The organism is Geodermatophilus sp. SYSU D00815 (assembly GCF_054050035.1).
The window spans coordinates 66,828-93,338 of record NZ_JBJGYO010000009.1; the positions used below are offsets into that span (position 1 = coordinate 66,828).

Annotated in this window: 17 protein-coding genes and 1 tRNA gene; 5 read left to right on the forward strand and 13 right to left on the reverse strand. The window is 73.6% G+C overall.

The features are described from left to right. Window positions 1-37 precede the first annotated feature (37 nt). Together valS and ACI78S_RS12650 are read left to right on the forward strand one after the other, a co-directional pair. On the forward strand, window positions 38-2,584 hold the full coding sequence (gene valS / locus ACI78S_RS12645) for a valine--tRNA ligase (RefSeq protein ID WP_456973722.1): 2,547 nt from the start codon (window positions 38-40) through the stop codon (window positions 2,582-2,584). Between the two features lie 61 nt (window positions 2,585-2,645). Further along, window positions 2,646-3,689, forward strand: a complete 1,044-nt coding sequence (locus tag ACI78S_RS12650) for a heparan-alpha-glucosaminide N-acetyltransferase domain-containing protein (RefSeq protein ID WP_456973724.1) — start codon at window positions 2,646-2,648, stop codon at window positions 3,687-3,689. 3 nt (window positions 3,690-3,692) lie between these two features. Here the strand turns inward: ACI78S_RS12650 and ACI78S_RS12655 are convergent, their stop codons facing one another. The 8 genes from ACI78S_RS12655 to ACI78S_RS12690 all read right to left on the reverse strand — a co-directional run bounded on the left by ACI78S_RS12655 (window position 3,693) and on the right by ACI78S_RS12690 (window position 11,790). After that, window positions 3,693-4,544, reverse strand: a complete 852-nt coding sequence (locus tag ACI78S_RS12655) for a polysaccharide deacetylase family protein (protein WP_456973726.1) — start codon at window positions 4,542-4,544, stop codon at window positions 3,693-3,695. 109 nt (window positions 4,545-4,653) lie between these two features. Then, window positions 4,654-5,328 carry a DUF4230 domain-containing protein gene (locus ACI78S_RS12660; protein WP_456973915.1) on the reverse strand — a complete coding sequence of 225 codons (675 nt, stop codon included), beginning with the start codon at window positions 5,326-5,328 and terminating at the stop codon, window positions 4,654-4,656. A 134-nt stretch (window positions 5,329-5,462) separates the two neighbouring features. After that, the gene (clpX, locus tag ACI78S_RS12665; RefSeq protein WP_456973728.1) at window positions 5,463-6,737 is read right to left on the reverse strand and encodes an ATP-dependent Clp protease ATP-binding subunit ClpX; all 1,275 of its coding nucleotides are present in this window, start codon (window positions 6,735-6,737) and stop codon (window positions 5,463-5,465) included. A 300-nt stretch (window positions 6,738-7,037) separates the two neighbouring features. Beyond that, window positions 7,038-7,667, reverse strand: a complete 630-nt coding sequence (locus ACI78S_RS12670; protein ID WP_456973730.1) for an ATP-dependent Clp protease proteolytic subunit — start codon at window positions 7,665-7,667, stop codon at window positions 7,038-7,040. 17 nt (window positions 7,668-7,684) lie between these two features. Beyond that, a complete protein-coding gene (locus ACI78S_RS12675) occupies window positions 7,685-8,320 on the reverse strand; it encodes an ATP-dependent Clp protease proteolytic subunit (RefSeq protein WP_456973732.1) in 636 nt (211 codons plus the stop codon). Window positions 8,321-8,571: 251 nt separating this feature from the next. Next, window positions 8,572-10,026, reverse strand: a complete 1,455-nt coding sequence (tig, locus tag ACI78S_RS12680) for a trigger factor (RefSeq protein ID WP_456973734.1) — start codon at window positions 10,024-10,026, stop codon at window positions 8,572-8,574. Window positions 10,027-10,122: 96 nt separating this feature from the next. Continuing rightward, window positions 10,123-10,196: transfer RNA gene (locus ACI78S_RS12685), tRNA-Pro, on the reverse strand. A 145-nt stretch (window positions 10,197-10,341) separates the two neighbouring features. After that, the gene (locus ACI78S_RS12690) at window positions 10,342-11,790 is read right to left on the reverse strand and encodes an amidase (RefSeq protein WP_456973736.1); all 1,449 of its coding nucleotides are present in this window, start codon (window positions 11,788-11,790) and stop codon (window positions 10,342-10,344) included. Window positions 11,791-12,079: 289 nt separating this feature from the next. Here ACI78S_RS12690 and ACI78S_RS12695 point away from each other — a divergent pair, with 289 nt between their 5' ends. Further along, window positions 12,080-13,096, forward strand: coding sequence for an SMP-30/gluconolactonase/LRE family protein (locus ACI78S_RS12695; protein WP_456973738.1), 1,017 nt, complete (start codon window positions 12,080-12,082; stop codon window positions 13,094-13,096). Window positions 13,097-13,157: 61 nt separating this feature from the next. Then, window positions 13,158-13,796: a class I SAM-dependent methyltransferase gene (locus tag ACI78S_RS12700; RefSeq protein ID WP_456973740.1), complete on the forward strand. Its 639-nt coding sequence runs from the start codon at window positions 13,158-13,160 to the stop codon at window positions 13,794-13,796. A 285-nt stretch (window positions 13,797-14,081) separates the two neighbouring features. On the opposite strand, the gene ACI78S_RS12705 is transcribed toward ACI78S_RS12700, so the two are convergent. Both ACI78S_RS12705 and ACI78S_RS12710 read right to left on the reverse strand, forming a co-directional pair. Then, entirely contained in the window at window positions 14,082-15,101 is a 1,020-nt protein-coding gene (locus tag ACI78S_RS12705; RefSeq protein WP_456973742.1) for a hypothetical protein, read from the reverse strand. After that, window positions 15,098-15,664: a hypothetical protein gene (locus tag ACI78S_RS12710; RefSeq protein WP_456973744.1), complete on the reverse strand. Its 567-nt coding sequence runs from the start codon at window positions 15,662-15,664 to the stop codon at window positions 15,098-15,100. Before ACI78S_RS12710 ends, ACI78S_RS12705 begins: the two co-directional genes overlap by 4 nt. A gap of 204 nt (window positions 15,665-15,868) precedes the next feature. Here ACI78S_RS12710 and ACI78S_RS12715 point away from each other — a divergent pair, with 204 nt between their 5' ends. Next, a complete protein-coding gene (locus ACI78S_RS12715; RefSeq protein ID WP_456973746.1) occupies window positions 15,869-19,621 on the forward strand; it encodes a hypothetical protein in 3,753 nt (1,250 codons plus the stop codon). A gap of 43 nt (window positions 19,622-19,664) precedes the next feature. On the opposite strand, the gene ACI78S_RS12720 is transcribed toward ACI78S_RS12715, so the two are convergent. The 3 genes from ACI78S_RS12720 to ACI78S_RS12730 are packed head-to-tail and all read right to left on the reverse strand — an operon-like array spanning window position 19,665 to window position 26,508. Continuing rightward, complete coding sequence (locus tag ACI78S_RS12720) at window positions 19,665-20,963, reverse strand: TIGR02679 family protein (RefSeq protein ID WP_456973748.1); 1,299 nt, start codon at window positions 20,961-20,963, stop codon at window positions 19,665-19,667. Then, window positions 20,960-25,189 (reverse strand): TIGR02680 family protein, encoded by a 4,230-nt coding sequence (locus tag ACI78S_RS12725; RefSeq protein ID WP_456973750.1) that lies wholly within the window; start codon window positions 25,187-25,189, stop codon window positions 20,960-20,962. The genes ACI78S_RS12720 and ACI78S_RS12725 overlap by 4 nt, the downstream gene beginning before the upstream one ends. Beyond that, complete coding sequence (locus ACI78S_RS12730; RefSeq protein WP_456973752.1) at window positions 25,186-26,508, reverse strand: TIGR02678 family protein; 1,323 nt, start codon at window positions 26,506-26,508, stop codon at window positions 25,186-25,188. Before ACI78S_RS12730 ends, ACI78S_RS12725 begins: the two co-directional genes overlap by 4 nt. Between the last annotated feature and the right edge of the window lie 3 nt (window positions 26,509-26,511).

Below are 26,511 nucleotides of genomic sequence, written 5' to 3' on the forward strand. Positions count from 1 at the left end.
CCAGGATGCCAGGGGCCCGCTTCCTAGGATGGAGGGCATGGAAACCCGCGGCGTGCCCGAGAAGCCGTCCCTGGACGGGCTCGAGGAGAAGTGGATCAAGCACTGGGCCGCGGAGGACACCTACGCCTTCGACCGCGCCGCCGCGCTCTCCGCGCCCCGGGAGCAGGTCTACTCGATCGACACCCCGCCCCCGACCGCGAGCGGCTCGCTGCACGTGGGGCACGTGTTCAGCTACACCCACACCGACATCGTCGCCCGCTACCAGCGCATGCTCGGCAAGCACGTCTTCTACCCGATGGGCTGGGACGACAACGGCCTGCCCACCGAGCGGCGGGTGCAGAACTACTACGGCGTGCGCTGCGACCCCTCGCTGCCCTACGACAGCTCGTACGAGCCCCCGGCCAAGCCCGGCAAGGACCAGACGCCGGTGTCGCGGCGCAACTTCGTCGAGCTGTGCGAGCGGCTGACCGAGGAGGACGAGCGCGCCTTCGAGCAGCTGTGGCGCCGGGTCGGCCTGTCGGTGGACTGGTCGAACGTCTACCGGACGATCTCGGAGACCTCGCGGGCCATCGCCCAGAAGATGTTCCTGCACAACCTCGCCCGCGGTGAGGCCTACGCGCAGGAGGCGCCGACCCTCTGGGACGTCACCTTCCGCACCGCCGTCGCCCAGGCCGAGCTGGAGGACCGGGAGCGCCCCGGCGCCTACCACCGGATCTCCTTCCACGGCGCCTCCGGCCCGGTCTTCATCGAGACCACCCGGCCGGAGCTCATCCCGGCCTGCGTCGCGCTGGTCGCCCACCCCGACGACGAGCGGTACCAGCCGCTGTTCGGCCGGACGGTGCGCACGCCGCTGTTCGACGTCGAGGTGCCGGTGGTCGCCCACCGCCTGGCCGAGCCCGACAAGGGCTCGGGCATCGCGATGATCTGCACCTTCGGCGACCTCAACGACGTCACCTGGTGGCGCGAGCTGCAGCTGCCCACCCGGGCGATCGTCGGCTGGGACGGCCGGCTGGTCGCCGAGCCGCCGGCCGGGGTGCCCGCCGGCCCGTACGCCGAGCTGGCCGGGAAGACGCCGTTCAGCGCCCAGCAGCGGATCGTGGAGATGCTGCGGGAGTCCGGCGACCTCGACGGCGAGCCCAAGCCGATCACCCACCCGGTCAAGTTCTACGAGAAGGGCGACCGGCCGCTGGAGATCGTCACCACGCGGCAGTGGTACATCCGCAACGGCGGCCGCGACCCGCAGCTGCGCGACGCGCTGATCGCGCGCGGCCGGGAGATCGAGTGGGTCCCCGAGCACATGCGCCACCGGTACGAGAACTGGGTCGAGGGCCTCAACGGCGACTGGCTGATCAGCCGGCAGCGGTTCTTCGGCGTCCCGTTCCCGGTCTGGTACCGCCTGGACGCCTCCGGGGAGCCGGTGCACGACGACCCGATCCTGGCCGACGAGGCGGCGCTGCCGGTCGACCCGTCGTCCGACGTCCCGCCGGGGTACGACGAGTCGCAGCGCGGCCGGCCGGGCGGGTTCGTCGCCGACCCCGACGTCATGGACACCTGGGCGACGTCGTCGCTGTCGCCGCAGGTGGCCTCGGGCTGGGAGACCGACCCCGAGCTGTTCGCGCACGTCTTCCCGATGGACCTGCGCCCGCAGGCGCACGACATCATCCGCACCTGGCTGTTCTCCACCGTGGTGCGCTCGCACTACGAGTTCGGCGCGGCGCCGTGGTCGCACGCGGCGATCTCCGGGTTCGTCGTCGACCCCGACCGCAAGAAGATGTCGAAGTCGAAGGGCAACGTCGTCACGCCGATCGACGTGCTGGAGCGCTACGGCACCGACGCCGTGCGCTGGCGGGCCGCGGGCGCCCGGCCGGGCGCGGACTCGCCGTTCGACGAGGCGCAGATGAAGGTCGGCCGCCGGCTGGCCATCAAGATCCTCAACATCGGCAAGTTCGTGCTGGGGCTCGGCGCGTCCTCCGGCCTCACCGCCGAGCAGGTCACCGAGCCGCTGGACCTGTCGCTGCTGGCCGGGCTGGCCGCCGTCGTCGACGAGGCGACGCAGGCGATGGACGCCTACAACTACACCCGCGCCCTCGAGGTGGCCGAGACCTTCTTCTGGTCGTTCTGCGACGACTACGTGGAGCTGGTGAAGTCGCGGGCCTACGGGTCGGGACCGGCGGCGGAGTCGGCGCAGGCGGCGCTGGCGCTGGCGCTGTCGGTGCTGCTGCGGCTGTTCGCCCCCGTGCTGCCGTTCGTCACCGAGGAGGTCTGGTCCTGGTGGCAGGGCGGCTCGGTGCACCGGGCGCTGTGGCCGCGGGCCACCGAGCTGCCGCGCGGCGGTGACCCGGCGCTGGTCGGCGTGGTCGCCGAGGCGCTGGCCGGGGTGCGCAAGGCGAAGTCCGACGCCAAGCAGTCGATGCGGGCCGACGTCGAGTCGGCGACGGTCACCGCGCCGGCCGCCCAGGTGCCGCTGCTGGAGGCGGCGCGCTCCGACCTGGTGGACGCCGGCCGGATCGCCGCGCTGACGATCGAGCCCGGTGACGGCGAGCTGCGCGTCGCCGTCGTGCTCGCCCCGCCCGCGCAGGCCTGAGCGGCGGGCGCCCGGGCGGCGCGGCGCGCCGACGCACAGGTTCCCGGCCTAGCGTGAGGTGATGGCCGCTGCCGTCGCGCCCGCCGCCGCTCCCCCGCGCATCCGCCTGCACGGCGTGGACGCCGCCCGCGGGCTGGCCGTCGTCGGCATGCTGCTGGTCGACAACCGGGGCAGCGACGCGATCGGCAGCCAGCTGGTGCACGCGCCGTGGCACGGCCTGCGGGTCGCCGACGTCGTCTTCCCCCTGTTCCTGCTGCTGGTCGGCGTCTCCATGCCGTTCTCCCGCCGGGCGCAGCGGCCGCGTGCGGCGCTGCTGCGCGTGCTGCGGCTGTTCGCGCTCGGCTGGCTGATCGTCACCGCGAAGTACGGGTGGGGCAGCGTCGGCGCCGGGGTGCTCGGCCACATCGCCGGGGCGTACCTGCTGTGCTGGCTGCTGCTGCGGCTCCCCCGGCGGGCGCAGGTCCCGGTGGCGTCCGCCGTCCTGGCCGGGCTGGCCGTGCTGTGGTGGTGGGTGCCGGCCCCCGGTGCCGCGGCGCCGTCGCTGGCCGAGGGGGCGAACTGGGCCTCGTGGTTCGATGCGGCCCTGGGGCCGGGCTTCTCGGCCGAGGGGCCGCACTGCTACCTGCCCAGCGCGCTCACCGTCTTCCTCGGCGTGCTGGCCGGCCGCCTGCTGCAGCGGTTCCAGGGCCGCGCCGCCGACGTCCGCCTGGTCCTCTTCGGCCTTCCGCTCCTCGCCGCGGGGCTGCTGCTGGCGCCGGTGCTGCCGCTGAACAAGGCGCTGTGGACGCCGTCGTACGTGCTCGCCACCGGCGGGATCGGGCTGCTGGTGCTGGCCGCGGCGCACTGGGCGGTGGACACCCGCGGCGTGCGGCGCCCGTTCCGGCCGCTGGAGGTGCTGGGGCTCAACGCGATCGTCGCGTTCGTCCTCTCCGAGCTGCTCTTCGGCGCGCTGCTCGACGACACGGCGCAGCCCGCGGTGGTGGCGGCCCTGGCCGGTGCCACGACGCCGGCGGTGGCGGCGTGGGCGTGGGCCCTGGCCAGCATCGGCGTCGTGTGGGCCGTCTGCGCCGTCCTGGCCCGGCGCGAAATCGTCGTCCGGGTGTGACCGTCAGGTGGCGACCGCGACCATGCGGTCGACGCTGACCACCTGCAGCCCGCGCTCGGTGAGCCGCGCCAGCGCCTCCGGCAGCGCCTCCACCTCGGTCTCCCGCCGGGCGGAGAGGTTGACGGTGAACGCCGCGCCGGGGTTGAACGTGCCGCGGCCGATGCCGTCGTGCAGGCCGAGCACGTCACCGGCCAGCGGGGTGTCGCCGATGTACCTCGCCACCACCCGCGGGTCGCTGCTGTCACCGGGGCCGCGGGTGCACGACCACAGCCGCACCTCGTAGCCCATCTCGGCGCAGATCTTCAGCGCCGAGCCGGTCAGCTCGCCGCGCGGCGGGCGGAAGCTGGTGATCGGGGCGTCGACGATGTCCTCGACCTCCTGGGCGCACCGGACGATCTGCTCGCGCGTCTGCGCCGGGGTCAGCCGGGAGAGGTCCTCGTGCGTCCAGGTGTGGTTGCCCAGCTCGTGCCCGGCCGCGACGACGTCCCGCAGGATGCCGGGGTGCTCGACGGCGTTGTAGCCCATGATGTTGAACGTGGCCGTGGCGCCGGCCGCGGCCAGGGCGTCGAGGATCCGCGGCGTGAACTCGGGCGTCGGCCCGTCGTCGAAGGTGAAGGCGACCAGCGGCTGGTCGGTGGTCAGCGACCAGAGGAGCCGGTGCGACCCCAGTCGCTCGACGTCGGAGAACTCGTCGGCGGCCCCGCTGGTCTCCAGGAACTGCCGCTCGGCGCGGACGGCGGCGCGGCGGCGGACGGCGTCCTCGTCATCGGTGACCACGACCCCGGTGACCGCCCCTGCCGCGGCCCCGACGGCGCCGGACCCGAGGCCGACCAGGAGGTCCCGTCTCGTGGGCACGCCTATCGGTACACCCACGAGGGCTGCACCGGAACCCCCTGGTCTCGTCAGTTCGGGCCTGGTTCGGATCGAAAGTCACGGTCCCGGCCCGCTCGACGGAGGCGGCGGGTCAGGCGGGGTCGGCCTCGAAGGTGACGGTCAGCTCCTCGACGCCGAGGCCCTCCGCCAGCGAGGTGAGCATGTCGCGGGTGTTGTCCTCGGCGCGCTCGCGCAGGTCGCTGGCCGCGGCGGCGGAGGCGAGACGCTCCTCGGCCTCGGCGTAGAGCGCGGTGTCGTCGGTGGTGTCGTCGGCGAGCGCGTCACCGACCCGCTGCACGAGGCCGCGGTCGCGGTCGAGCACGCGGCTCTCGGCGGGGTCCAGGCGCGGCTCGGCGAGCTCCGGCGCCGGCAGCACGACCGTCGCCGTCCGCCCGTCGGCCGAGAGCTCCACGGCGTCCCCGACGTCCTCGAGGTCGACGTAGGCGTCCACGGTGCCGGTGGCCAGGAGGCTGGTCCGCTCGCCGCTGATCACCGAGGGCAGGTACGGGGTGTCGCGCTCCAGGTCGACCACGACCTGGAAGGTGCCGGTGGCGGCGTGGTACTCGTGCAGGTCGTCCAGCGCCAGCAGCAGCGGGGTGGTGCTGCGGTCGACCACCTCCTCGGCGAAGGGGTTCTCCCAGCCGACGAGGGTCTGCAGCCCGAAGCCGGCGGCGGCCAGGGCGGCGGCGCCCACGACGAGGCGGCGGCCGCGGGGACGGCGCCGGCGGGGCGCGGCGGTGGCGGGGATCGGACGGTCCAGCAGCATCGGCACGCGCGGGCTCCCTGCGGGCGACGGGGGGATTGCGTGGTGCAGCACACGATGGCGCCCCGTCATTCCCGCTGGGGCAAGAAAAACGGCCCGCCTCCCAGCTGGGAGGCGGGCCGCGAGGCGTGCAGGTGCTACGCCGACTTCTCGCGGGGGGCGCGGGCGGGCTTGCGCGGCACGATCGTCGGGTTGACGTGCTCGAGCACGACCTCCTTGGTGATCACCACGGTGGCGACGTCGTCCCGGCTGGGGACGTCGTACATCACCGACTGGAGCACCTCCTCCATGATCGCGCGCAGGCCGCGGGCGCCGGTGCCGCGCAGGATCGCCTGGTCGGCGATCGCCTCGAGCGCGTCGTCGGTGAACTCCAGGTCGACGCCGTCGAGCTCGAAGAGCTTGCGGTACTGGCGCACCAGCGCGTTCTTCGGCCTGGTGAGGATCTGGATCAGCGCCTCGCGGTCCAGCGCCTGCACGCTGGTGATCACCGGCAGCCGGCCGATGAACTCGGGGATCATGCCGAACTTCAGCAGGTCCTCCGGCATGACCTCGGCGAAGGCGTTGGCCTCCTCGATCTCCTTCTTGCTGCGGACCTCGGCGCCGAAGCCGATGCCCTGCTTGCCGATCCGCTGCTCGATGACCTTCTCCAGACCGGCGAAGGCGCCGCCCACGATGAACAGCACGTTCGTCGTGTCGATCTGGATGAACTCCTGGTGCGGGTGCTTGCGGCCGCCCTGCGGGGGCACCGACGCCGTCGTCCCCTCGAGGATCTTCAGCAGCGCCTGCTGCACGCCCTCGCCGGAGACGTCGCGGGTGATCGACGGGTTCTCGCTCTTGCGAGCGATCTTGTCGACCTCGTCGATGTAGATGATCCCGGTCTCGGCCCGCTTGACGTCGTAGTCGGCGGCCTGGATCAGCTTGAGCAGGATGTTCTCGACGTCCTCGCCGACGTAGCCGGCCTCGGTGAGCGCGGTGGCGTCGGCGATGGCGAACGGGACGTTGAGCATCCGGGCCAGCGTCTGCGCCAGGTGGGTCTTGCCGCAGCCGGTCGGGCCCATGAGCAGGATGTTGGACTTGGCCAGCTCGACCGAGTCGTCGCGGCTGGCGCGCTCACCGCCGGCCTGGATCCGCTTGTAGTGGTTGTAGACGGCCACCGAGAGCGTGCGCTTGGCCTTCTCCTGGCCGATCACGTACTGCTCGAGGAAGTCGTGGATCTCCTTGGGCTTCGGCAGCTCGTCGAACTTCAGGTCCGACGACTCCGAGAGCTCCTCCTCGATGATCTCGTTGCACAGGTCGATGCACTCGTCGCAGATGTAGACCCCGGGGCCCGCGATGAGCTTCTTGACCTGCTTCTGGCTCTTGCCGCAGAAAGAGCACTTGAGCAGGTCACCGCTCTCGCCGATTCGTGCCACCTGCTGACCTCCACCTCGGATGTCGGGGCCTGGGAAGTGGGCCCCGCGTGTGCATGTCGTGCTGCCGTGCCCGTGCTCTCGCCTCGCTCTGGCGGCGCGCCCCGCGAGGCTGTCCTCCCGGCGGCTCCACCGGGGATCGGGTCTCGCCGACCGTACCCGCTCGCCCCGACCCGGACGGGCAATGACGCACCCGGTCGGGAGGGGCGAACCACATCTGTCGCCTGTGCTCCCTGCGCCCCCTGACGGTACGGGCCGGAACCCCGACTCGCGAAGCCCCGGCCCGCACCGAATCCGGGGGGATCAGGCCGGGAGGGCGTTCAGCTTCCGGCTCTGGATGACCTCGTCGACGATGCCGTAGGCCTTCGCCTCCTCGGCCGTGAGGATCTTGTCGCGCTCGATGTCGGTGCGGACCTGGTCGACCGTCTGGCCGGTGTGCCGGGCCAGGATCTCCTCCATCTGGGTGCGCACGCGCTGGATCTCCGCGGCGTGGATCTCCAGGTCGGACACCTGGCCGCCGGACTCGCCCGAGGGCTGGTGGATCAGCACCCGCGAGTACGGCAGCGCCAGCCGCTTGCCCGGCGTGCCGGCCGCGAGCAGGACGGCGGCGGCGGAGGCGGCCTGGCCCATGCAGACGGTCTGGATGTCGGGGCGGACGAACATCATCGTGTCGTAGATGGCCATCAGCGACGTGAACGAGCCGCCGGGCGAGTTGATGTAGATCGTGATGTCGCGGTCGGGGTCGGCGGACTCCAGCGTGATCAGCTGGGCCATCACGTCGTTGGCCGAGGCGTCGTCGATCTGCACCCCGAGGAAGATGATCCGCTCCTCGAAGAGCTTGTTGTACGGGTTGCTCTCCTTCATGCCGTAGCTCGTGCGCTCCACGAAGGAGGGCAGGACGTACCGGCTGGAGGGCATCTGGAAGCCGCTCATGATCAGTCCCTCCGGACTCAGTTGTCGGTGACCGGGTTGGCGCTGTCGGTCATGGCCGCACGGCTGACGACGTGGTCGACGAAGCCGTACTCGAGGGCCTCCTGCGCGGTGAACCAGCGGTCGCGGTCGGAGTCCTTCTCGATCTGCTCGATGCTCTGGCCGGTGTGGAAGGACTGCAGCTCGTTGAGCTCGCGCTTGGTCCGGCGGAACAGGTCGGCCTGGATGGCGATGTCGGACGCGGTGCCGCCCACGCCGGCCGAGGGCTGGTGCATCATGATCCGCGCGTGCGGCAGGGCGTAGCGCTTGCCCTTGGTGCCGGCGGTGAGCAGGAACTGGCCCATCGAGGCGGCCAGGCCCATGCCGTAGGTGGCCACGTCGCAGTCGATGAACTGCATCGTGTCGTAGATCGCCATGCCGGCCGTCACCGAGCCGCCGGGCGAGTTGATGTAGAGGTGGATGTCGCGCTTGGGGTCCTCGGCCGACAGCAGCAGCATCTGCGCGGCCAGCTGGTTGGCGATGACGTCGTCGACCTGGCTGCCGAGGAAGATGATCCGCTCGCGCAGGAGACGCTCGTAGACCGAGTCGTTGAGATTCATCCCTCCGGCCGCGGCGCGCATCAGGGGCGCGCCCGCCGGGATCGGGTCGGTGCTCACGGGTGGAATGACCTCCGTAGGACTGTTGCGCGGTCGGACTGGCGAGTGGTGCCGGGCCCCTCGGGGCCTCCGGCGGGCGGTACCCGCCGGGATTCGCCTGAGTCCTGTCGACCCTAACGCGCGCAGCCGGGGCGGCAGTCCTCCGCGGGCCGGTGTTCGCCGTGGGCGCAGCGCCGTCCCGCCCCCGGCAGCACGACGCCGCCCTCCCCGGCTCGGGGAGGGCGGCGTCGGCGTCGGTCGGTACCCGGGGCTCAGGCCTTGGCGGTGTCCTCGGACTCCGCGGCGGCCGGCTCGTCGGCCGCGGCGTCGGCGTCGGCGTCGACGTCCGCCTCGGCCTCGGCCTCGGCGGCCTCGGCGGCCTCCTCGGCGGCCGGGGCCTGGACGGTCTGCGGGCGCAGCGCCTCGAGGTCGACGACGTTGCCCGACGCGTCGGTGATCGTCGTCTGCTCCAGCAGCTGGGCCAGCGCCTTGGTGCGGCGGACCTCGGCGACGAACTCGGCGATGTTGCCGCCCTGCTGCAGCTGCTGGGCGTACTGCTCCGGGCTCACGCGGTTGCGCTGCGCCTGGGCCACGATCTGCGCGGAGAGGTCGTCGTTGTCGACGGTGACCTCCCGGGCGTCGGCGATCGCGTCGAGGATGAACTGCGTCTTGACCGCCTCGACGACGCTCTTGCGGTTGTCCTCGTCGTAGGCCTCGCGGCTCTCGACCCCGGCCGCCTGCAGGTAGGCGTCCCAGTCCATGCCGGCCTGGGCGAGCTCCTGGCCCAGCCGCTGGGAGCGCCACTCGACCTCGCGGTCGACGATGTTCTCGGGCACCGGCACCTCGATCGTCTCGATCAGGTGCTCGACCAGCTTGTCGCGGGCCTGGGCGCCCTGCTGCATCGTCTTCACCCGCGACAGCCGCTGGCGGACGTCGTCGCGCAGCTCCTCGAGGGTGTCGAACTCGCTGGCGGTGGAGGCGAACTCGTCGTCGAGCTCGGGCAGCTCCTTGGCCTTGACCGAGCGGACGGTAACGGTGACCTCGGCCTGCTCGCCGGCGTTCGGGCCGGACAGCAGCGGGGTGGTGAAGGTCTTCGACTCGTCGGCGGACAGCCCGCGGACGGCGTCGTCGAGCCCGGCCATGAGGCTGCCGGTGCCGACCTCGTAGGACATGCCGGTGGTCGAGCCGTCCTCGAGCACCTCGCCGTCCAGCCTGGCCTCGAGGTCGATGGAGACGAAGTCGCCGTCCTCGGCCGGGCGGTCGACGCCGGTGAGCATGGCGAACCGCTCGCGCATGACGGAGATCTGCTCGTCGATCTCCTCGTCGGTGACCTCGACGTCGTCGACGGTGACCTTCAGGTCGTCGAGCTCGGGCAGCTCGAGCTTCGGCGCGACGTCGACCTCGGCGGTGAAGGCGAGCGTGTCGTTGTCCTCGAGGCGGGTCACCTCGATGTCGGGCTGGCCGATGACGCGGACCTGGTTCTCGCGGACGACCTCGGAGTACACCTCCGGGATCGCGTGCTGCACGACCTGCTCGAGCACGAGCGGGCGGCCGACCCGCTGGTCGAGCACCTTGTTCGGCACCTTGCCGGGGCGGAAGCCGGGCACCCGGACCTGCTTCTTGAGCTCCTTGTAGACCTCACCGAAGGCGTGGTCCAGGTCCCCCCACGGCACCTCGATCGCCATCCGGACCCGCGTGGGGCCCAGTTCCTCGATGGTGCTCTTCACAGCGGCAGTGCTCCTCGATCGCAACGGGGTTGGGGGCGCCGGGCAGGGTCGGGCGGCGCCGGGTCGGCCCACGAGTCTACGGACGTCGCGAGAACGTCGGGGTGGCGGGATTTGAACCCACGGCCCCCCGCTCCCAAAGCGGGTGCGCTACCAAACTGCGCCACACCCCGTGGCGGCCAAAGTGTATGCGCGGTCCGGCCCCGTCCCGAGGCTCGCCCCGAGCCGGCGGCGGGTGAGGAGGACGGGATCCGGCTGCTCGGCGCGCCCCGCGCGACGACGTCCGGCCCACGGGGCGGCGGCCCTCCGCCGGGCACCTCAGGCGGAGACCGGAGGACGGCGGTCCGCCCACGGAGCCGCCTCCTCCAGGGCCGCCGCCACCCGCACCAGCAGGTCCTCCCGGCCGAACGCCGCGACGAGCTGCACGCCGACCGGCAGGCCCTCCGGCGTCCAGGCCAGCGGCAGGCTGACCGCGGGCTGCCCGGTGACGTTGAACTGCGCGGTGTAGGGGATGAAGCTGTTGATCCGCCGCCCCTCGGCCTCCGGGCCCTCGGCGGTGAACCAGCCCAGCTCCGGCGGCGGGGCGCCCACGGTGGGCGTCACCAGCAGGTCGAAGCCCCGGCCACCGAGCTCGAGGGGGGCCCAGAACGCCGCCACCCGGCGCGTCCACGAGCCCAGCCACATGCGGGCGCCGAGGTAGTCCTCGGCGGAGAGCCTGCGGCCGACGGCCCGGTACATCGCGTTGCGCGGCTCGAGCTCCTCGTCGGCGATCTCCCGGCCGAGGGTGAAGCGCTCGAACGCCGAGATGGTCAGCGCGGTGTCGGCGGCGATGGTCGTGGTGAAGAAGCGCGGGAAGAGCGGGTCGAACAGGCCGTCCGGCGTCCCGGGCTCGACCGCGCAGCCGAGCTGCTCGAGCAGCCGGCCGGCCGACGCCACGGCGTCCCGGCAGGCGGGGTGGTCGAGGTACTGCTCCCCCGGGTCGGCGTCGAGCAGCCCCACCTTCAGCCGGCCGACCGGCGCGCCGACCTCCTCCACCAGCGGGCGCGGCAGCGGCGGGGCGACGTAGGGGTCGCCGGGCATCGGCCGGCCGATCCGGTCGAGGACGGCGGCGCTGTCGCGCACGCTGCGGGTGACGACGCCGTCGATGGTTGCGCCGGCCCAGGACTCGCCGATGTCGGGCCCCTGGCTGACCCGCGCCCGGGTGGGCTTGAGGCCGACCAGCCCGCACAGGGCGGCGGGGATCCGGATCGAGCCGCCGCCGTCGTTGGCGTGCGCGACCGGCACCAGCCCGGCGGCGACCGCGGCCGCCGAGCCGCCGCTGGACCCGCCGGTGGAGTGGCCGGGGTCCCACGGGTTGCGCGCCGGGGGGTTGCAGGCCGGCTCGGTGGTCACCGTGGTGCCGAACTCGGGCACGTTGGTGCGGCCGAGGGACACGAAGCCGGCCTCGCGGAACAGCCGGGCCAGGTGGCTGTCGCCCGGCCACCGGACGCCGGCGAGGAACGAGGTGCCGTACCGCGTCTCCTCCCCCGCCACGTGGCAGCCGAGGTCCTTGAGCAGCATCGGCACGCCGCGGAACGGCCCGTCCGGCAGCTCGCCGGCCGCCTCGGCGCGGGCGTCGTCGAAGCGCTCGCGCAGCACCGCGTCGAGCTGCGGGTTCACCTTCTCGATGCGGGCGATGGCCGCCTCGACCAGCTCGGCGGGGCTCGCCTCGCCCCGCCGGACCAGCTCCGCCTGCGCCGTCGCGTCCAGCCACGTCGTGTCCGTCACGGGCGGACCGTATCGGTCGGTACCGACTCAGATGTCGACCTGCGCGCCGGGGCGGGGCTGCGCTGCCCGGCGGCCCCTCCACCGGGGACCACGTCGGTCACGTGCACACCATCGCGCCCGCCGGGCCCCGATGGGGCGCAACGCGGCACGGGAGGTCGCCGAGGAGATCGGCGTGCGGCTGGTCGCGCGGAATCCGGAACGGCTCGTGCACGGATGACTGGCGTGTCGGGCGGGTCCTGCGCCAGAGTGTCGCCGTCGGGGGACGAGCTGAGAGTTCTCGGGAGCCCCCATGCGTCCACTCCGACGCGCCGCAGCCACCGCCCTCCTCCTGCCGCCGGTCCTGCTGGTCACCGCCGTCCCGGCGGCCGCGCACGACCGCGACCGGGACGGCGGCCGCGACCGCGACCTGCCCGCCGTCTACACGCTCCGCGGGGACGCGGGCGGATCGGCGTTCGAGGGCATCACCGTCGACCACGACGACCGCGACACCTTCTACGTCACCGAGGTGACGGGCGGGGAGATCCACCGCGGCGACGCCGACGACCCCGACACCGAGGTGTGGATCGACGAGGAGGCCGCGCTGGCCGACGGGCGGCGCACGGCCGTCGGGATCGCCACCGACCACCGCGGCCGGGTCTTCGTCGCCGGCGGCGACAACCGCACCCTGGTGGGGACGGCGGAGGCGCCGGACTTCTGGATCTACGACGACGACCGCGAGCTGATCACCGCGCTGCGCATGCCGGTGGCGGGCGAGGTCTTCCTCAACGACGTCGTCGTCGGCCCGGACGGCGCCGCCTACGTCACCGACTCGGTGACCCCGCGGGTCTTCCGGATCGCCCGCGAGAACGGCGGGTGGACCGCCACGCTGTGGGCCGACGCCGCGGCCACGATCCCGCAGACCGGGGACTTCGGGCTCAACGGCATCGAGGTGGCGCCGGACCACCGCTCGCTCGTCGTCGCGCAGAGCGACGTCGGCGCGCTGTGGCGCTTCGACCTCCGAACGGCCGCGGCGACCCGGATCGCGACGGGGTCGGTCGACCTCACCTCGGCCGACGGGCTGGTGGTGAAGGACCGCACGCTCGTCGCCGTCCGCAACTTCCCGCACGTCCTCACGTACCTGCGGCTCGACCGCAGGACGACGTCGGCGGAGCTGCGGGCCGAGGTGCCGACCGACCCGGAGCGGGTGTTCACGACCGGCGACGTGGTGGAGGGCCGGCTGCTGCTGGTGGACAGCCAGTTCGACGAGCGGGCGGCGGGCACGCTGACCCCCGAGTCGGAGGTCGTGGCGCGGCCGTTCCGGCCGTGACGACACGCGGCGGCCGGGCTCCTCGAGCGGGGAGCCCGGCCCCGACGTCCTGGAGGACGCGATGAGCGCGACGGTCTCGCACCCGGTGTTCGCGCGGTTCTGGGCGCGGCTGGCGGCCACGGCCGAGCGGCACGGGACGGCGGAGATCCGCGACCGGCTGCTGGCGGGCACCGCCGGCCGGGTGGTCGAGGTGGGCGCGGGCACCGGCACGAACTTCGGGCACTACCCGGCCGGGGTGACTGAGGTGCTGGCCGTGGAGCCCGAGGCGCGGCTGCGCGTGCTCGCCGCCGAGGCGGCGTCTCGGGTTCCGGTGCCGGTGACCGTCGTGGAGGGGACGGCCGACCGGCTGCCGGCGGAGGACGGCGCGTGCGACGCCGCCGTCCTCTCCCTGGTGCTGTGCAGCGTGCCCGACCAGGCCGCTGCGCTGCGGGAGGTGCACCGGGTGCTGCGGCCGGGTGGGCGGCTGCACTTCTGGGAGCACGTGCGGTCCGAGCGGCCGGGGCACGCGCGGGTGCAGCGGGCGCTGGACGCCACGGTGTGGCCGCTCGTGGGCGGCGGCTGCCACACCAGCCGCGACACCGCGACGGCGATCGAGGCCGCCGGCTTCACGGTCGAGCGGCTGGAGCGGTTCAGGTTCCCCGAGGTGGGCGTGCCGGTGCCGACGCAGCCGCAGATCCTCGGGACGGCGGTCCGGAGCTGACCGTTGCGGCCCGCTACCCTGGGCGGGCACCTCGCGGGTGGACTGTGTGAGAGAACTCCAGACGCCCAGGTGACGGCGGTGTTCTCTCACACCCGCAGAACCCATAGACCCATGATCGCGAACCCGTAAGGGCCGACGCCCGAAACGCGTAGGGCCCGCGCCCTGGTCTCGGCGCCGCCTACACGTCAACCGGAGCGAGTCGGAGCCATCCCTCCCACCCCCAGGGCTCAGGCCGAGAGCTGGGCACACGCGCATGACGCCGGCCGGCGGGACGCGGCTCGGTGATCAGCGCGGCCGGCTGCCGTCGCCGTCCGGTGGCGTGAGCTCGGCCTTGTACTGCGACATGCGGTCGGCGCGCATGCGCTGGCCAGTCCATTCGTCGTCGAAGTGGCGTCCCTCGAGCAGGTCGAGGAAGAGGGGCACCCGGTTCTGCGGGAAGGAGAACTCGTCGCCGTCGAGGAGGTCGCCGGGCTGGTTGCCCATCGCGATCAGCCGGGCGCGCACCTCGTCCGGGGTGACGCTGATCCCGTTGAGCCGGTCGGGCAGGAGTCGCAGTCGCACGGCGTAGCTGGGGCGACGATGCGCGAAGGCGGCCAGGGAGGCCTCCGCCTTCTCGTTCAGGCGGACGGCCGTCCGCAGTGCGGTGGCGGTGCGCTCGACGTTGGTGTCCACGTCCTGCATGGCGATGCGGACGTCGTTGAGGATCGTGTCGAACGCGGATTTCCGGAGCACCAGCAGGTGAGTCGCGGTCGCCACGATGTCGATGTCGTGGGCGAGGGTGAGGGTGGGCGGGTCGGCCCGGTGGAGCACGTTCCGGCCGAGGAGGGCGACGCGGCCCTGCCGGGCGGCGCGGACGGGATCGGCCTTCTTCAACAGGACCACGGGCTTGCTGTCGACGTCATCGAAGACCAGCCCGTAGAAGAGGTACGTGCGGTCCTCCAGGGCGTCGGGACTGACCGGTTCCAGTTCGTCGGGCGCGGAGGTGATGTGCAGGAGAGCGGCGGTCGCCGGGGACGGGTCGCCGTCGTCGTCGGCCTGCTCCCCGGGCTTCGTCGGCAGGTCGGTGATGGGGACGGTGAAGTGCTCCTCGCGTTGTTCCAGCTTGGCGTGCGGCTCGTAGGACCGGGCCTCGCTGCTGGCGAGCAGCTGCACCGTGTCCGTGGCGATCGCGCGCAGATCCTCGACCACCGAACGGTCCAGCGGTACGCGGCGGGCGGCGAGCGAGCCCTTCTCCGCGCGCCAGCCCACGATCAGCCGGGGGTCGGTGTCCGTGCGAAGCTGCGGCACGGCCTGGTCGGGCGTCATGGCTGGCTCCTGGTTGCGTCGACGGTCCGGACGACGTAGGCGTCGAGGAAGTCGGTGACGAGGACCCGCCCCTGCCTCGGGAGCGGGCCCCTACTGACAACCAGTACCAGACGGTCCCCCTGTGTCGCCTCGGCGATCCGGTAGCCGAGGAGGTACAGGGTCGGGTTGACCAGGGCGAGGTCTGAGCGCAGATGCACGACCATCGCTACGAGGAAGTAGCAGACGTAGGCCAGCCAGTCCCCCAGGCCTTGCGGCCCGGTGCCCAGGAAGGGCAGCAAGTAGGTGGCCAGGTAGCCGGAGACGGCCGCGCCCTGGCCTCGGATGCCGGTCAGGGTCACCGGCGTGGTGCTTGAGCGCCGCTGACGGTGGAGCGCGAACCAGGCCAACGCCGTGAACACGGCGAAGTAGCCGGCACCGATCGCGAAGGCCAGCCAGTTCGGCAGTGCTCGCAGCCCGAAGATGAGGGCCAGTGGTGCATACGAGACGAGGAACAGCCAGCTACGGACGATAGTGTCGCGCCTTCTCTGTCGCGGCGAGGGAGGCGGCGGCCCTGCTGGAGTCACCGGCGGAGCGTATGGACCCGTCCCGACACAACCGTCGTCCTGGCTCTGGGCCGCAGCCGTGTGGGCCGTCCTGGAATCGGATGGGGCCACCCGGCCGCTAGCCCCCGGCGCCAGAGTGGACGCCCCCTCGCAAGGTCGGTACGCGGAACTACCGTGGCCTGCGGTGCACCGTCGACCGCCCCGAGGGGGAGAAGCGAGCGGCTGATGAACCCCGAGTTCGCCAACCTGATGGACCTGGAGCACTGGGCGGACAGCGTCGCCGCCCGCCCGGAGCTCCCGGCGCTTCTGCGACGGCTCATCCTGGCGACCGTCGGGGTTGACGCAATCCGCGCCCCGAGCGGTGATGCGGTGGGTGAGCCGGGCTGGGACATCGTGCTCGACGCCCCCGTTGCCCACGAGCCGTGGATCCCCGCCGGCGCCTCCCGCTGGGAGGGCGGCGTCGGAGCGGACCCGCAGGCGAAGGCGCAGTCCGACTTCGCGAAGCGCACGAAGGCAACGCCCCTTGAGGTGCAGGCCACGCAGACCTTCGTCTTCTTCACCCCCCGCCACTGGGAGGGCAATGACTCGAAGAAGTGGATCGACCGGAAGCTCGCCGAGACGACGAACAACTGGGCGGACGTTCGCGTCATCGACGGCGTCCAACTCGTGAGCTGGCTGGAGACCCAGCCGGGCGTCCACATCCTGGCTTCCGAGCTCGTCGGCAAGAAGCCCACGGAGGTCGAGCTGCTGAGCCGACGGTGGGAACGGTGGAGTGCGGAGACCGCTCCCGCTCTCCCGGCCGGGCTGCTCCTGGCCGGTCGCACCGAGCAGGCCGAGACCCTGACCAGCGCCCTCGCCGGCCCGGCGACGGAGATCCGTATCGGCAGCGACACGGCCGCCGAGTCGCTGGCGTTCTTCGCCGCTGCGATGCCCGAGGCGCTGCTGACCCGCGCCGTCGTCGTGACCGGCGCGGGCGGGTGGCTACGGCTCGCTACCCACAACGAGCCGCTGATCCTGGTGCCGACGTTCGAAGACCCGGACGTTCCCCTGGCGCTGAAGGCCGGGCACCACGTCCTGATTCCGGAAGGGCCGCGCTCCCCGGCCAAGCTGCCACGCATCGAGGTTCCTGCGGCGACGGCCGCGTTTGAGGCGGCCGGGGTCGGGGGGTGGGCCGCCTCAGAGTACGCCCGCGCCGCCCGTCGCAGCCTGAGCAGCCTACGTCGGCGCCAGGGACGCACCGGGACGCTGCGCGCACCGGACTGGGCTGAGGGTTCGGCCACCGCCGTGCTCGCGCCCTCGCTGCTCGCAGGTGCCTGGGTCGACACGAACCAGGCCGACCTCGCCGTTCTCCAAGAGCTCACCGCCAGCCAGTGGCGGGGGCTGAGCCGTTCGCTGCAGCCGTTCGTGAACCGTGAGGATCCACCGTTGCGGGTCCAGGCTGGGCGATGGGAGTTCGTCGACCTGTTCGACGCCTGGGAGCTGCTCTTCCCCGCTTTGACCGGAGCCGATCTCACCACGTTCCACGAGCTGCTCGTCACGGTCGTCACCGAGCCCGACCCGGTGCTGGACCTTCCTGCCACGGAGCGCATGTACGCCGGTATCAAGGGTGTGCGGCGCGCGCACTCGCCGACGCTGCGGGCCGCGATGGTGCAGGCGGTGGCCGCGCTTGGCGCGGTGGTCGGTGAGCGAGAGATGCAGGACGGACACACGGGCCAGGAACACGCCAATGCCTCGGTGCGCGCGCTTCTCGCGCAGGACGAACCGCGGGCGTGGATCTCCATCGCGGATCTCCTCCCGGAACTCGCGGAGGCGGCGCCGACCGTGTTCCTCACGGCCGTGGAACGCGCGCTGGCAGCACCCGGTGATCCGCTGGCTGCGCTGTTCGCACCAGACTCCGGGGTCCCTGGCCTCTCAGGGTCCGGCGCGCGGCACCACCACCTCCTGTGGGCCCTGGAGCGACTGGCTCTCAACCCGAGGTACGTCGGGCGCGCCATCCTCGCGACCGCCCGCCTCGAAGAGCTGGACAACGGCGGCAGCAAGGGCAACACCCCGATCGGCAGCCTTCTTGAGTCACTCGACCTGCTGCACCCCCAGGCCGCGGTGACAGGCGCGACACGACGGGACACCCTCGACCTGCTCCGCACGAAGTACCCCGAGGTCGCGTGGCGGCTGCTGGTCCGCCTCGTCCCCTCGACCGCCGGCGGCGGCATCCTGCTCAGAGGCAAGGCCCGATGGCGGGACTGGGAGGCGGTGAGCGAGCCCAACCTCAGCGATGCGTTTGATGGCCTCCGGGATGTCGCCGACCTCCTCGCCGAGGACGTCGGCGACGACCCGCAGCGGCTGCGTGATCTCGTCGACGTGGTCATGCGCGTCCCGTCGCAGTCCAGGGCGACGCTGCTGGCCGCGATCCGCAGCGGCCTGGCCCCAGCTGACGATGACCTTCGCCAGGAGATCGCACGCCTGCTCGCCGACCAGGTGACGCGGCACCGCAAGTTCGCCGACGCCGACTGGTCCGTGCCCGAGGACGAGCTGACCGGGGTCGAGGCGCTGGCGCTCGAGCTCGACCCAGCCGCGACGGCCACCCCGGACGTCGACTGGTTCGCGTTCTGGCCGCGGCGCGCGATGGACGATGACAGCCTCACGCCACAGGAGGCACAGGACATCGTCGAGCGCGAGCGGAGGGCGACGATCGAGCGACTACTCCAGACCGGCGACCTCGATGCCGTGATCCGCCTCGCCGGTGACAGCCAGGCGAAGTACGTCATCGGCTGGCACCTGGCGGCGTTCGACCTGGGCGCCAACGAGCCGACCCTGCTTGCGCTCCTCACCGGAGCGGAGCCTGTCGCACAGATGGTCAGGGGCTACGTCGCCCAGAGATTCCAGACCGGCGAACTCGCCTGGCTCGAACGCGTCCTCGCGGCGGCGCCGTCCGAGGACGTCGCCGCCGAGATCCTGCGCAGCTGCGCACCGTCTCCGGACATCCTCGCCCTCGTCGACGGCTCGTCCCCCGACATCCAGGCGCGCTACTGGGCGCACCCACCCTCTTCGGGCGTCCCGGACGACTACCTGTTGGCCTACGTCGAGCGGCTTCTCGCGCGGGACAGGCCGTGGACGGCGCTGGCGATGATCACCCTCCATCGGCACACCGAGACGCTCATGCCGGCGTTGATCGACGTCGCGCTGCGGGTTCTGGAGGGGCTCCGATCGACGGGCGAGGACGGCACCAAGATCGCGCCGGAGCTCCACTACCACCTCGGCCAGCTGCTCGACGGACTGGATGCGGCCGGAGCTGACACAGGGCGGCTCGCAGCGATCGAGTGGTGGTTCCAGCCGATGCTCGACCACGTGCGCCAACCGCGGGCGCTGTTTCGCCAACTCGCCGAGGACCCGGAGCTGTTCGTGCGGCTCGTGATCGCCGCCTTCCGCCCCGATTCCCCTGCCGACGAGGACGGCACGCCAGATGACGGGACCGCCGGTCCGGTGGCAGATGAGCGTGACGCGCAGCTCGCTGCCGTCGCCTACGGACTGCTCCGGACGTGGCACGTGCTGCCGGCGACGAGTACGGGGGGTGTCCTGGACGGCGGCACGCTGGAGGCGTGGGTCGCACGCGCTGAGGCGCTGCTCACGGAAGCAGGCAGGGGCAAGATCGGTCGCTACTGCATCGGCCAAGCGCTCGCCGGCAGGATCACCGACGACGATGGCACCTGGCCGAGCGCGCCGGTGCGGCAGATCCTCGAGGCACGCGCGAACCCGGACCTCGAAGAGGGCTTGCACCTGGCTCGCGTGAACCAGCGCGGGGTCACCACCCGCGGACCCCACGACGGTGGACAGCAGGAGCGCGCCCTCGCCGCGCAGTACCAGGTGTGGGCCGACAGGGTGCACTCCCAGTGGCCGCGGACAGCAGCTCTTCTGGACGCCATTGCCGAGGAGTACAGGGCGGACGGGCGATGGCAGGACGAGCGTCGGGATCGCCGTTGACGTCCGCCGAAGCGCCACCTCGCGAGCCCGCAGTGGCGACGCGCTACCGCAAGTCGTCGAGCAGCGGTGTCAGCAGCATCTCCTCGTGGACCGCGATCTGCGCGCGGCTCATTGCGACGGCGAGTCGATCGTCCCACGGGGTCGACGTCGGCGACCCCGTCAGCGTCAGCCGCCCGTCGGCCGGCAGGTCGGCGACTGCCGCCGCGTAGTCGTCCGCGCTCATCCGCCAGAGGCCCGCGCCGCGGCGGGCGAGGCGGGCAGCGATGCGCACTCCAGCCCAGTCGAAGTCCCCGTGGTAGTTCACCCGCGCGCCGGCCTCGACCAGCCGGGCTAGCAGCAGGAGCCCGGCCGAGGCGGGGTTGCCGGCGAAGCAGATCAGCGACGCGGAGACCCCGGCGCGGGCCGCAGCCTGTAGCACCTGCGGGTTCTCGCAGGCGAACACTCGCTCTCCCGCTTTCGCCGGCGCCTCGACGGCTGCGCGCAGCTCGTAGAGGGTCAGGTGGGTCGGCAGACCCTGATCGGCCCGCTCCCGCATCATCGCCGCCCACCGGCCCGGGCCGGGTGGCCGCAGGCCCCATACGAGCACGGTGCCCGATACCTGGTCGGTGGTGACCCCAACGCGTTCCCACAGCGCGCGGCGCTCAGCCGGGGTGGACGGTGCCGGCTCCCCGGTCGCGGCGGCCACCGCCCGCAGCAGCAGCGCGGCGGCCAGGTGGCCGTCGTCCAAACCATGCGCATTCCCGGTGGTTCGGCCGGCGAGCTCGGCCAGTTCCCATCGCGGCTCGACCAGCTCGGCCGCCCCGGTCAGTGGCGTTTCCTCGGCGAGCTCGGCCAGCGTCGCGGTCGCCACGCCGACGGCGGAACGGGCCGCGGCAGCCCCGGCACGGGTGAGCAGCCCGGACCGGCGCACCCCCTCGGTGAACGTCGGCGCCCACCCTGCGGTGATCAGGCCGGCGGCGGCCAGCCCGGCGTCCAGTTCTGCCCACACCGCCGACCAGGCTGCGTCGCGCTCCTCGCGCGCCGCCGTCCGGTCGACCAACGGCCCGCCGAGCGCGGAGGCGACGGCGACCAGCCCGGCCGCGGCGGCCGAGGACCGCAGGGCGCCGTCAAGGGTCTCCAGCCGGATCCGGACGACACCCGGCGTCACCCGTCGACCGAGCAGCCGCTCCAGTCGACCGGCGCCGTCCGCATCGAGTTCGACGGCGACCGTGCCGGACACTGCCAGCCTGTTGCGCTCCAGCCGGTCCCGGACCCGCTCCCACAGCGGCGCCAGCGCCGCGTGTGCCAGCCAGGTCCGGGTTCGCTCCGGCAGCACCGGCGCCCCCGCGGGCGGCAGAGTCATCGCGCCACCCGCAGGTGCTTGGTGTGCCCGTCCCAGAACACGTGCGTGGTCACCGCCGCGCCGCCCTCCCGGCGGCGGACCTCGTAGATGTCCAGCTCCGGCACCTGCCGGTAGGTGCCCCACAGGTTGTGCCCGGTCATCGCGAAGTCGATGTCGAGGCGGACCAGCAGCCCCATCAGCACCCCGATGGTGCGGTTGTCGACCTTCGCGAACGCGTCGTCGAGCACGATCAGCCGCAGCGCCCGGGAGATGTCGGGCAGTCCGGACAGGTACGCGTCGACCGCGGCGAACAGGGTGATGTAGGAGACGAACCGGGTCTCGCCCTGCGACAGCTTGCTGCGCTTGCTGATGCCGCGGTCCTGCCCCGGGCCTGGGCCGAGGATGCGCACGTCCACCTCGTACCAGGAACGGTAGTCCAGCGCCGCCTTCAGGTGCGCGGCGTACCCGGCGGTCGCGTCCAGGGTCAGCTGCTCCTCTACCCGGGCGGTGATCAGCGCGATCAGCTCCCCGTCCTGCTCCGGAGTGCGCATCTCCCCGGGCAGCCCAACCAGCTCCCGGATGCGGGCCAGCGGCGACCCGTCGGGCACCGCCAGCGACCAGTTCACCCGCACGCTGATCCCGTGCGACGTGCGGATCGTCGACAGGCTGGCGTTCATCGCGTCGACCAGCTCCTGCGCCTGCTTGATCCGCCGCTGCAGCTCCTCGGCGACCCCGCCGAGCACGAACCGGGTGAAGACCTCCCGCTCCCGCTCGGTCAGCGCCGTGCGGCCCTCGGCGACCCGCGCGGTCAGCGTGCCGTGCGCCGCGGCGACCGACCGCGGCCCCGAGGCGTCCACTAGCTCCACCAGCAGCACCCCTTCGGCGACCGTGGTTAGCACGTCGAAGGTGCCGGTCAGGTCCGACTGCAGGGCCTGCACCGCGCGCCCGGCCGCGGTCTGATCGACCGCTCCGCCCCGGCCGGCCGCCGCCGCGGTCAGCACCGCCCGCGCCGCGGCCTCCACTGCGGCCGGCTGCGCGGCCACCGGATCGGCGGCCGGCAGCTCGGGCAGCTGCACCTCGCCGGGCAGCGCTGCGGCGACCAGGCCGGGCAGGTCGGCGACCCGCCGCAGCCGTAGCAGCGCCGCGGCCAGCGCGGTGCGGGCGTCGGCGGCCCGCTCCTCGGCGGCCGACGCCCGGGCCGTGGCCTCCCCAGCCTTGCCGCCCAGGTCACCCTCGGCGTCACGCGCCTTGCCCAGCTTCAGGCGCACCTGGCCCCGCTCGGCTTCGGCGTCGGCCAGCTGCTCGCGGATGGCCGCGACGTCCTCCCCGACGCTGGCCCGCAGCGCGACCAGCTCCGCATCGGCGGTATGCCAGCTCAGCCAGTCCGCAGCCGCGATCTCCTCCGCCTCGGCGCGGCCGGCCGCGTCCGCGTCCACGACCTGCAGCGCGGCCGCGTGCCGGGCCAGCTGCGCGGCCAGCTCGGTGAACCGGCCGGCGAGCAGGTCGCAGCCGGCCGCGACGTCCCGGGCCTGTCCGGCCACCACGGCCAGCGCGTCGGCGTCAGTCGGCAGCCCAAACGCCCGGCACGCCTCGGCGTGCCGCACCGCCGCGGCACGCCACTCCGTGCGAAGCCGCTCAGCCTCGGCGCGGGCGGTCCGTGCGGCGCGGTCGGCCCGCTCGGCCTGGCGTGCCGCGGCGGCCGCCTGCACCCGGGCCCGGGCCAGCGCCGCGGTCCGCGGCGCGGTCCGCAGCTGCGCGACCAGCCCGGCCGTGGCCGCGGTCAGCGCCTCGGCCTCGGCGGCGCGGACGACGTCCTCAGCATCGAGCTGCTCCAGCCGGGTGGCAATCTCGGCCAGCCGCTGCGCGCGGGCCGCGGCGCGGGCCTGCGCACCGATGTGCCGGGCGGCGGGCGCGATGTGCTTGCCGTGCAGCGGGCCGTTGCCCCAGGCGCCGTCGCGGCCCACCCACACCGGATGTGTCGGGTCGTCCAGAGCGATCCGGGCCAGCAGGTCGGTGACCACGGCCGGGTCCAGCGGGCTCGCCGGGTCGGCGGCCAGCGCGGCGGTCAGCGGCCGGTCCGCCGTCGGGCCGGCCGCGGACAGCAGCACCTGCCCGTCGGTGGCGGTGAGCGTTCCGTCCCGGGTCAAGTGTGCGGTCAGCAGCCCGGCGGCCAGCAGCGCGGCCTCCAGCCCGGCCTTCTCCGTCGCCGGGGCGTCGTCGGCGGCGAGTGGCCCGGTGAACTCCACCGCACGCCACAGCGGCACGCCACCGGCCGGGGCGGCCGTCTGCCACGGCGGCGCCGCTGGCGCCGGATCCCGCTCGGCGCGCAGCTCCCGGGCCTCGGTGCCCAGCTCCTCCCGTTCGGCGTCGGCGGCCTCCTGCCGGGCGCGCAGCCCGGCCCGGTCGTCAGCGATCCGCTGCCGGGCGGCGACCGCGGCGTCGTCGGCGGCCCGGTCCAGCTCGGCCAGCTGCTCCTCGTCGTCGGCCTCGCCGGTCAGCGCGCCGGCGTCGGCGAGCAGCGGCCCGACCGCGGTGGCCGGCCAGTCCACCGGGCCGAGCGCCGCGGTCGTCGCCGGCGCGGCCACCCAGGTCCGCCAGTCTCCGGCGAGCGCGGTCGCGGCGTCGTCGCGGGCGTCGGCGGCGTCGACCGCGTCGGCCTCGGCGGTCTCGGCCGCGTCCCCGGCTCGCTCGGCGGTCTCCTCTGCGCCCTCCACCCGGCGCAGCTGGCCGGCCAGGCTGCGCGCCGCGGTCAGCCGGTTGCCGGCCTGGTCGGCGCGGGTGCGCGCGGCGGCGGCGACGTTGCGCACCGATCGGGACACCTCGGCCGGGTCGGCCGGGGTGACCGTCAGCGTCTGCGGCTGCGGGCGGAGCACCGGGCCAGGATCGGCGTCCGCGGTGGTGCGCACCGTGTCGGTCCGCGGCGGCGGCTCGGTGCGGCCGGCGGTGACCGCGGCCGGCAGCACGTCGGCGGACATGCCCGCCTGCGCCATCAGCGCGCCCAGGTCGGCCAGCTGCCGGGCGGTGCTCTTGGCGTAGCCGGCCACCTCCTCGGCCCGGCCGTCGGCGGCGGCGACGCTGCGCGCCTCGGCCCGCCGCGCGATCTCCGCCGCGCCCAGGGACCGTTCGGCGGTGCCGCGGACCGCGGCGACCCGGCCAGCGACCTCGTCGAGCTCGGCGGCGTCGGCGTAGGCCTGCGAGCCGCGGATGCCGGCGATCGTCCCGTCCAGAGCCCGCTCGGTGTCCTCGAGCTCAACGCGGGCGGTGCGCGCCTCGGCGTGCCGGCGGGTCAGGTCCTCCCGGCGCTGCACCGCGTCCCGGACGTCGCCGTCCCGCTCGCGGACCACACCGGCCGCGGCGCGGGCGGCCTCCGCGGCGTCGCCGAGCACGCCGGCGGCGTAGCGCCGGTAGGTGCCCAGGAACGTGGCCACGTGCGCCGCGTCGGCCTCCAGCTCCCGCTGCGCGTCGCGGGTCTCCGACAGCCCGTCCAGCTGCTCACCGGCCGCGCCGAGGGCCGTCTCGGCCAGCGGCGGCAGCGAGTCAGAGACGATCGAGGGCAGCAGACCGGCCTCGATCTTGTTGCCGACGTCGGGGTTGCGCAGCACGTGCAGCAGCCGCAGCAGCCCGGTGAAGCGCTCCTTGCCCAGCTCGCCGGGCAGCCCGAACACCTGCGCGCGGACCCGCTCCCGGTGCTTCTCCGGCGCCTCGGTCAGCGCGTCGGCGCCGATCAGCGCCGACAGCTGGTCGCGGGACAGCGAGTGCCGATTCTCGTCGATCAGCGGCAGGCCGTCCCCGACCCGGCGGTCGGTGAGGAAGTACCAGGCCTTCGCCTCGGCGCTGGCCTTCGAGTAGCGGATGAACACCCCGACGGTGAGGTACTCATCGCCGCCGCCGTCGGCCTCGCCCTTCAGCTCCAACCAGAGGTAGCCGACCCGGTTGGTGCCCTCCTCCCGGAAGCCGGCGCTCATCAGCTCCTCGAGGCGGACCTTGCCCTGGCCCGTGGCGTCGATGCCGCGGCGGTCGGCGTCGAAGACGAACGGCAGCAGCATCTCCAGGGCTCGGCTCTTCCCGGCGCCATTCGTGCCGCGCCAGATGACCCGGCCGCCAGAGAAGGTGAACTCCTCGTCGTAGTAGAACCAGACGTTGACGATGCCGCCGCGGTGCAGCCGCCAGCGGCTGGGGAACCGCTTCGGCGGGGTCTGCTCGAGGTCGTCGTACTCGTCGGCGGGTGCGGTCAGCGGCAGGGTCATGACTCGGTCGTCCCGTCGGTGTCGATGTCGGTCTCGGTGCTGTCGTCGGTGCTGTTGGTGCCATCGGTGCTGTCGGTGAACAGGTCGGGGTCCGGGCCGGCGCCGGGGTCCGAGCCGTCCCGGCCGTCCGGGCCGAGCCGGGTCTGCGCGCGGGTGCGCGCCGGCGGGGTCTCCACCACCGCCCGGTAGCGGGCCGCGGCCGGGTGCAGCACCAGCCCGTCGGGGGTGCCGGTGGCCAGGCTCAGCCCGGCCAGCACGCCGACCGCCTCGGCGCGCAACCGGTCGGGGTGGGTCACGTACTCCGCGCCCCACGCCGTGCGGTGCCGGCCGGCCAGCGCGGTGACGACCTCGTCGACCTCGTCCCAGTCGCACAGCAGCCCGGGCACGCTCCGCCCGGCTACCTCGGCGGTCCGGCCGCCGGTCGGCGCGTGCACGCGCAGCAGCTCGTCGACCAGAAGCAGCGCGGCCTGCTTCACCCTGCCCGAGCCGGGGAACTCCGTGTCGGTGACCTGCCGGTCGGGGTCGTAGAGCAGCGCGCCCTCGGCGCGGACCTCCAGCAGCAGCCCGAAGTTGTCCTCCAGCAGCCGGGTCAGCTCGGTCCGTTCCCGGCTCAGCGCGTCCCGTTCGGCCTCGGTGAGGTCCTCGCGGCGGACCAGCGGGTTCTCCACCAGCTTGCGGCGCAGGCTGCGCCGGGGCTGCTCGACGAGGTCCGGGCCGGCGGTGAGCAGGTCGGCCGGGCCGGCCAGCGGCGCGAGGCTGCGGGCCAGCAGGTGCGGCAGCAGCTGCCGGTGCACGGTCAGCAGCGCCTCGTCGTGCCGGTCGCCCCACGCGGCGACCGACCCCTCGGTTTCCTCGAGCACGCCCCAGGCGATCAGCTGCCGGAACGCAGCGACCAGGTGCCGCTGGTCGGTGTAGCTGTCCTCCAGCGTCACCCCGGCCCGCGCGGCGTCGGCGCGCAACTGCTCCACCAGTCCGCTGATGAGCACCTGCTCGCCGATGCCCGGCGCGAGCAGCGCCGCGCACAGCAGCGCCACGTGCGCGTACGTGCGGGCGGTGAACTCCCCGCCGGAGGCCCGCCGGGCCGGGCGGGCCGGGGCGTCGTCGGTCAGCGGCGCCTTGATCAGCCGGGCGAAGCTGGCCTCAACGACCAGCGGATAGCCGAGCAGGGACGCGAAGGTGCTCTTCAGCGCGGTCGCGTGCCGGCGGACCAGGGCGAGGGTCTCCGGGGCGTCGGCGGCGGTGAGGAACGGGCAGCGCAGCAGCGCCCGGGCGGCGTCGCGCCGTTCGGCGTCCACGCCGGCGGTCATCGGGCCGCTCATCGG